Annotated in this window: 6 protein-coding genes; 1 reads left to right on the top strand and 5 read right to left on the bottom strand. The window is 37.6% G+C overall.

The window, feature by feature from the left end; genetic code table 11:
* Positions 1-292 precede the first annotated feature (292 nt).
* A complete protein-coding gene (locus V7164_RS16625) occupies positions 293-1,666 on the top strand; it encodes a dipeptidase (protein WP_335354638.1) in 1,374 nt (457 codons plus the stop codon).
* A 35-nt stretch (positions 1,667-1,701) separates the two neighbouring features.
* Here V7164_RS16625 and V7164_RS16620 read toward each other — a convergent pair whose 3' ends face one another.
* The 5 genes from V7164_RS16620 to V7164_RS16600 form a co-directional block, all read right to left on the bottom strand.
* Positions 1,702-2,949 (bottom strand): MFS transporter, encoded by a 1,248-nt coding sequence (locus tag V7164_RS16620; RefSeq protein WP_335354637.1) that lies wholly within the window; start codon positions 2,947-2,949, stop codon positions 1,702-1,704.
* Between the two features lie 207 nt (positions 2,950-3,156).
* Entirely contained in the window at positions 3,157-3,522 is a 366-nt protein-coding gene (locus V7164_RS16615; RefSeq protein WP_335346502.1) for a hypothetical protein, read from the bottom strand.
* Between the two features lie 166 nt (positions 3,523-3,688).
* Entirely contained in the window at positions 3,689-4,570 is an 882-nt protein-coding gene (sdaAA, locus tag V7164_RS16610) for an L-serine ammonia-lyase, iron-sulfur-dependent, subunit alpha (protein ID WP_335354636.1), read from the bottom strand.
* Between the two features lie 214 nt (positions 4,571-4,784).
* Positions 4,785-5,447 (bottom strand): L-serine ammonia-lyase, iron-sulfur-dependent subunit beta, encoded by a 663-nt coding sequence (gene sdaAB / locus V7164_RS16605; RefSeq protein ID WP_335354635.1) that lies wholly within the window; start codon positions 5,445-5,447, stop codon positions 4,785-4,787.
* Positions 5,448-5,644: 197 nt separating this feature from the next.
* Positions 5,645-6,181 (bottom strand): helix-turn-helix transcriptional regulator, encoded by a 537-nt coding sequence (locus tag V7164_RS16600; RefSeq protein ID WP_335354634.1) that lies wholly within the window; start codon positions 6,179-6,181, stop codon positions 5,645-5,647.
* Positions 6,182-6,455: the final 274 nt, after the last annotated feature.

The following is a 6,455-nucleotide window of genomic DNA, read 5'->3' as shown; positions in this document are numbered from 1 at the left end:
AATCGATCCTTTAAATAATTTTATATAACGTTTATTTATCGTGATGATTATTATGTGTCATATATTTATCACAAAGATACATTGGAAATGGTAAAAAGTCAATGAGTTTTCTGAAAATTTTATATATTTATTCACCCAATTTTCTTCATTGAAAACCCGATGCCTGACGGTAGTGGCTTAGAGTTTTTATCCAAACAGTTGACTATGTTATAGTTAGATAGGACAAACAATTTGGAAAGATTATGTAAAGGTAATTCCGGAATAATGACATAAGGACATGGAGGAAGGTAAAATGAATCAAGCAGTATTGGATTTTCTTCAGGATAAGAGAGAAATACATCTTAAGGAGCTCTTTGAATTTTTAGCAATCCCAAGTATTAGTGCCCTGCCCGACCATAAAGACGATGTACAAAGGGCAGCCCAATGGACAGCTGATGCACTGGCAAAAATAGGGGTTGAAAATGTAAAAATTTACGAAACAAAAGGGCATCCCGTTGTCTATGGAGACTGGTTAAAGGCCGAAGGAAAACCGACAGTTCTTATATATGGCCACTATGATGTACAACCTGTAGATCCCCTTCATTTATGGGTGACTTCCCCATTTGAAGCAGATATTAGAGATGAAAAAATATTTGCTCGTGGTGCCAGTGATGATAAGGGACAAGTATTCATGCATTTGAAAGCCATTGAAGCAATCCTGCAAACAACTGGCACTCTTCCGGTAAACTTTAAGTTTTGCATTGAGGGCGAAGAGGAGATTGGAAGTCCTAATCTTCCAGCTTTTGTTGAAGAAAATAAAGAGCTTTTATCAGCTGATGTGATTGTTATATCGGATACGGGCATGATTGATAAAGGCAAGCCTACCATTTGCTATGGTCTACGCGGATTATGCGGCTTACAAATTGATGTGAAAGGTGCAAAAGGAGATCTGCATTCAGGTTTATATGGCGGAGCTGTGCAAAACCCTATTCACGCCCTAGTCCAACTAGTTAATACATTCCATGATATCGATGGAAAAATAACTGTAGATGGATTTTATGATCAAGTTCAGCCTTTAACTGAAGATGAAAAACAAGCATACGATGCTTTGGAAATGAGTGATGAAAGCTTTAAGCAGCAAGCTGGAGTCACAGAATTATTCGGAGAAAAAGGCTATACGACATTAGAAAGATTATGGGTTAGGCCGACACTTGAAGTAAATGGGATTTATGGGGGTTTCCAAGGTGAAGGCATTAAAACAGTCATCCCTTCTGAAGCTACTGCAAAAATTACATGCCGTCTAGTCCCAAATCAAGATCCTGATGAGATTGTAAACCTTTTAAAGCAGCATATCGAAAAAAATAAACCAAAAGGTGTAGAGGTGAATATTTCTTTATTTGATAAGGGTTCACCGTATGTCACTCCTTTTGACCATCCAGCTATTCAAGCTGCTGGCCGTGCCTATGAAAAGGTATATGGAGTTCCTACATCCTATACACGTGGAGGCGGATCCATTCCGATCGTAGCGGCATTTGATCAAATATTAAAGCTTCCTGTTGTCTTAATGGGTTTCGGTCTGCCTGATGAAAATTTCCATGCGCCAAATGAGCATTTTCATTTAGAAAACTTTGATAAAGGTCTTGATACACTTTGTTATTATTGGTATGAACTGGAGAAATCAATTTAAGTAAAAAGACGCCACTTTAGCTGGCGTCTTTCCATTTATCCAAGCACTTTACTGCCGATTGTTCCCGCATGGCTTTTTCGCATATATAAGAACATAAAAAAGAACAGAATGGCGCTAGCTCCTCTTAGAATAGTAGAAATAGTCATGGCCACGTCCATACTAGTATTCTCAAGAAGGAATACACCGAACTGTGGAGCAATAAACGCTACAAGTGCTAGCAATATATTATAATTCGAAATACATGTACTGCGATTATCCTCCGTTGTAACCTCTAATAAATGATTAAATAATAATAACACGGTCCCCGAGACGAATAAGCCAGAAGAAGCATTTACAATGACAAGATAAACTAAATTAGTGGAGAGCACAGTCAAAATTGGAGTACTGGCCATTCCTAAAGATACCAATATCAGCATCTTTGCATTGCTGTGTTTGTCGGCCATTCTCCCCCACCATTTAAAACTGGCTATCTGAGCAATTTGATTGGAAACTGTAAATAAACTGATCCAAAAAGCAGTCGCTCCTGCATATTTTATTTGGTAAATACTAAATAATGACCACGCCATTTGCCATCCAAAATTAAAAAATAAGCAGCAAACTAAAAAATAGACGAATGGTTTATGTTTATAAACCTGGAGGCCTAGATTTAGTTTCTTCTTTTCTATTTTCTTATCAGTCTTTTTTTCTTTATGCTTCAATAAATAGTAAACTTCCAATAACCCGAAAAGGAATGCACAAATAAATAATAGCTGAAATGGCAAAGCATTGCTCTTATCAAATTGCTGCAAGAGAATACCGATCAAGAAGGTAGATATCATCCCAACAATAGTCATCATTTTATTTCGGTCACTAAAAAAGCCGCTTCTTCTTTCGTCAGGAATAAGGTCTCCAATAAAGGATTGCCAGCTTAAATTGGCAAATGAACCAGGTAAATTCATAAATCCAACTAAAAGAACAAATGCCCAGCTCCGATATTCAACAGGTAGATATATGACAAAAAACATTGCGATGAGAAACAAACGTGCAGCCAGAAAGGAATAAGCTGTAAATTTCTTCTTTTCTTCTAATTTGCTTAAAATGATTGATCCGATCAGCATCGCGAACATCCCGACAAATTGCGGCAATGAACTAATTAATCCGACCTGATAATTCGTAGCCCCAAGAACACTAATAGCGAACAAGGGAAAATAATTGTTACTAATATTTAGGACAATCGTTGTTGCAATTCCATTTCGGATACTAAGCTTTTCATTTGCCTTTAATGTACTATACGACTGTGGCATTTTTTCCTCTTCCTTCATTCATGTAGCTATTTATTTCGTCATTCTAAATAATTTTTCTTTAGCTATCATAATCCCTCCTCAAATAAGATGCAAGGGGGTTTCTGCGTTTTAGGAAAAATTTTATTACTGGACTCACAACAGCTTTTCGAAAAAGAAAAAGAAGCCATATTTCCGGCCTCTTTTGATATAGCATATAACTAAAAATAATCAGCTGACCATGTTCTTACCCTTTAGCATCAAAATAGCTTCTTCGTTTTTAGCAATTTTCGTTAATTGGGCATCCAAACGCTGATTAATACAAAGTAATTCTTCGCTGAATATTTTAATTGAAGCCCCTTTCAAATATTGAAAAAAGTCATTTAATTCCTCTCTTTGATAGGATTCCATTTTTTCAACTATGTCCTTAATATCAGACAAATCAATTTGATTCACTTCTATTCTATGTTCAATGCTATCGACTTTCTCCAATCGATCCAGCCGTCTCTCCAGCGATTTAATGTTATCACTGATTTCAGCAACTTGATTTCTTATGTCATTCATTCCATTCAATATTTTCGTTAATATCTCCTCCATCACCTATCGCTCCTTATTTTTATTACATTCATCTTACCACCATTGACTAGTAGGAATCTGTGAATATTTATTTACAATGATAATGATTTACTAAAATATGTCAGAAGTGTGAATAGCAAAAACAAAAAAACCTGGACATTCACCATATCCAGGCATCTCATGTATTTTATTTTTTTTCGCCAAATATTTCTGCTTCTAGTCTTCGTCCTGTTGGAGTTGCAGCAAGGCCGCCTTCAGCCGTTTCTCTTAATGCTGATGGCATTGACTGACCAATGAGGAACATCGCATGAATGACTTCATCACATGGAATTCGGCTTTTAATGCCAGCTAGAGCCATATCAGCTGCGGTCATCGCATTTGAAGCACCCATTGCATTTCGTTTCACACAAGGAACTTCTACTAATCCTGCAACAGGGTCACATACTAAGCCAAGCATGTTTTTCAATGTAATGGCCATTGCCTCAGCAGCCTGACTAGGTGAACCTCCAGCAAGCTCAACAATAGAGGCAGCCGCCATCCCGCTTGCCGAGCCCACCTCAGCCTGACAGCCGCCAGCAGCACCAGAAATAGACGCATTGTTTGCGACAACAAAGCCAAAGGCTGCAGAAGTAAATAGAAATTCAATCATTTCCATTCTCGTTGGATTTAAGACTTCCTTCACTGCAAATAATGTACCAGGTACAACACCTGCAGAACCAGCAGTCGGAGTTGCACAAATAGTACCCATTGCTGCGTTAACTTCGTTCGTTGCTACTGCTTTACTTACCGCATCCAGCAGAATATTTCCTGATAATGATTTTCCGCTTTTAATATAATTTTGCAGCAGAACTGCATCTCCACCTGTTAAACCGGAGACTGAAGTAACCCCTTTTAAACCGCGCTCAACAGCTTCTTCCATAACCGTTAAATTACGATCCATCTTAGCAATAATTTCTTCTCTAGTAAGCCCAGTAACCTCAATTTCCTGCTGAATCATAATTTCTGCTATTTTCACTTGTTTACTTTCGGCAAGCTCAACAAGTTCAGCTACATTTCTAAATAAAATCATCTTTCCACCCCTAATCCTGGCTATATAATCAAATGCGCCTTGGCGTATTTGTGCCCGATTTTTTTCGAGCTCGCTCGAAAAATTCCATTTAAAAAATCGAGGCATCCGCCGGAGGCTTTAACTTTATTCTGCCGTGGTTTAACACTCCACTAAATTAGTTATTATTTTTTACTCATCCCCCATTTATAGAAGCAGGGGATTTCTGCTGAATAAGTTAATCAACCATTCTAATAATCTGCGTTACATTAGGTACATTTTCAATCTCTGCAATGACATCCTGTTGGATCTTTTGATCTACCTCTATCACCATTAAGGCCATTTTTCCCTTTTCCTTACGGGAAACCTCCATATGACCAATATTGATTTCATGATTGGCTAATATTTTTGTAACAGATGAGATAACACCAAACTGATCGTTATGAACAACAAGAATAGCTGGATGTTCGCCAGACAATTTAAGCTTAAATGAATTTAGTTCAGTTATTTCAATCGTGCCTCCGCCAATTGAAATACCAACAACCTCTAAATCACCTTTTTCATCGTATAAATTAATCCGAACGGTATTCGGATGATCTGGTACCATTTCCTCTATAGAAAATACAATCTCCATTCCAGCCTCTTCAGCAAGCTTCAGTGAAGAAGGAATACGCTCATCGTACGTATCAAAATCTAAGAGCCCGCCAACTATTGCTACATCCGTCCCATGGCCTTTATAGGTTTTGGCAAATGAACCATATAAAGATATTACTGCTTTCTTTGGAAGCCGGTTAAATAATGTTCTGGCCACACGTCCAATTCTTGCAGCTCCTGCTGTATGAGAGCTGGATGGGCCAATCATAACCGGACCGATAATATCAAAAGCGGATCTATATTTCATGTCGAATGCTCCTTTTTAATAAATATTAGAATAACTTATCTCGAGTTTGAGAACTGTCTAGCTCCAGCGCCTACCCCCTCGAGGTCACAAGCCAATCCTCCCAGAAAGGTAAAGAACACCTTTCCGGGTGGCTCGACTTGTGCTTGTCGGGGGTGACCAAGGCGCTTCCGCTTTTCTATTAATTTATGAGTTCAAAATTATTTATGTTCAGCAAGCTCTTCTGGCTGAAGCTCATTTATTGTTCTAATTTTTTGTAAATAATTATAAACCGTGAATTTTGAAACACCGAGTACTGATGCCACATAATCTGTTGCACCTTTTATTAGAAATGTCCCTTTTTCATCAAGTTGCCTAACACATTCCACTTTTTCATCAAGGCTCATTAGGGATGGCGCTTTCTTAAATCCGAGCAAAACTTGTTCAACCATTTCATGGATAACCTCTTGGACAGAGGTGAAGAAGTTTTCTGATTTTGTATGCTGTTGTTCATCAAAGCTAATAAATTCTTCGATCTCTCCGCCAAATTGCATTAATAGACTTATATCATAATTAATACATAAAGCACCGATAATCTTACCGTGAATATCACGAAGGAAGATCGTTGCTGATTTCATCACATTCCCTTTGCTCGACTGTGTTTTATAACTCGGAATATCCTCTATTTCCTGATCCTTTTTTGCTAGCTCGTTTAACACTAGATCCGTAATGGGAGAGCCAATTTTTCTTCCAGTCACACTCCCAGCAAGATGNNATCATGAACGGCTACTTCACAACGAGACCCAAACATCTTTACAAGCATATCGGCTGTGCGAATTGCTAAATCAAATATTGGGCGATGAGATTCCTTCAATTCTGACACATCCTTAATAAACTTTTTCAATTAAACAAGTAATAATATAATATCACAAAATTTGTGTAGTTAAAATAATATTTTAATAGCTACAAAAATTTTGTAATAGCCTTCAAAAAAAAGAAGACTCCGCTTAACAAGTCTTCTCACATTTCATT

This window comes from Bacillus sp. JJ1474 (assembly GCF_036965225.1).
Taxonomy (GTDB): domain Bacteria; phylum Bacillota; class Bacilli; order Bacillales; family Cytobacillaceae; genus Cytobacillus.
This window is presented reverse-complemented; position numbering and strand designations above follow the sequence as displayed.

Bases quoted from the DNA above. Each gene is read 5' to 3' on its own strand.
- V7164_RS16625 (WP_335354638.1), top strand. From the start codon at position 293: ATGAATCAAGCAGTATTGGATTTTCTTCAGGATAAGAGAGAAATACAT.
- V7164_RS16620 (WP_335354637.1), bottom strand. From the start codon at position 2,949: ATGCCACAGTCGTATAGTACATTAAAGGCAAATGAAAAGCTTAGTATC.
- V7164_RS16615 (WP_335346502.1), bottom strand. From the start codon at position 3,522: ATGGAGGAGATATTAACGAAAATATTGAATGGAATGAATGACATAAGA.
- sdaAA (WP_335354636.1), bottom strand. From the start codon at position 4,570: ATGATTTTATTTAGAAATGTAGCTGAACTTGTTGAGCTTGCCGAAAGT.
- sdaAB (WP_335354635.1), bottom strand. From the start codon at position 5,447: ATGAAATATAGATCCGCTTTTGATATTATCGGTCCGGTTATGATTGGC.